Annotated in this window: 4 tRNA genes and 1 rRNA gene; all 5 read left to right on the top strand. The window is 45.1% G+C overall.

The annotated features are described in order from the left end of the window. Nucleotides 1–88, top strand: a 16S ribosomal RNA gene (locus tag KIV40_RS25835); the annotation flags it as partial. A gap of 160 nt (nucleotides 89–248) precedes the next feature. Further along, nucleotides 249–324: transfer RNA gene (locus KIV40_RS25830), tRNA-Glu, on the top strand. Between the two features lie 2 nt (nucleotides 325–326). Further along, nucleotides 327–402 (top strand) — tRNA-Lys (locus tag KIV40_RS25825). 24 nt (nucleotides 403–426) lie between these two features. Next, nucleotides 427–502: transfer RNA gene (locus KIV40_RS25820), tRNA-Ala, on the top strand. A gap of 35 nt (nucleotides 503–537) precedes the next feature. Next, nucleotides 538–613, top strand: a tRNA-Val gene (locus tag KIV40_RS25815). The last annotated feature ends 237 nt before the right edge of the window (nucleotides 614–850 follow it).

Raw genomic sequence — 850 nt, 5'->3', positions numbered from 1 at the left:
GAGGACGCTTACCACTTTGTGGTTCATGACTGGGGTGAAGTCGTAACAAGGTAGCGCTAGGGGAACCTGGCGCTGGATCACCTCCTTATACGATACGGATAGTTTGCTTTCACTTTTAAAAAGTGAAGACAAATGAGTCACGATGAGTGTCCACACAGATTGATACGGTTTATAAGTAAAAGAGACGAAGATATCCCAATATCTTCGAAGTTTGGTTCTGCTTTTTAAAAGTGGAAACAAATAGCAGTGTCCCGTTCGTCTAGAGGCCTAGGACACCGCCCTTTCACGGCGGTAACAGGGGTTCGACTCCCCTACGGGATACCATTGGGTCGTTAGCTCAGTTGGTAGAGCAGTTGACTTTTAATCAATTGGTCGCAGGTTCGAATCCTGCACGACCCACCATTCTTTAAGAATGACTCTCAAGATGGGGCTATAGCTCAGCCGGGAGAGCGCCTGCCTTGCACGCAGGAGGTCTGCGGTTCGATCCCGCATAGCTCCACCATTCTTGACGTCTACCACAAGACGAAAAACTTATGTGGGCGATTAGCTCAGTTGGGAGAGCACCTGCCTTACAAGCAGGGGGTCACTGGTTCGAGCCCGGTATCGCCCACCATCTTTAAGCGCATTCGATGAGTGCTTTTAAAAATGGTTACTTCATAAGAAGTGATTAGCTCTTTAACAATTTGGAAAGCTGACAAAACAAACTTTTAAGTTTGTTTGTAAAGTTCTCAAAGTATTCTTAATTGAATACTCCAAACAACACATTCAAGTGTTCTTGGGTTTTGCGAAAGCAAAACATATTTGAGTCCGGCAAAATCGAAAGCTATCTCGCTCATTCAAATAATGAGAT

The sequence above is a fragment of the Vibrio sp. D173a genome (assembly GCF_030248475.1).
The sequence above is the reverse complement of the archived record's forward strand: the minus strand, read 5'-3'. Positions and strand labels throughout refer to the sequence as shown.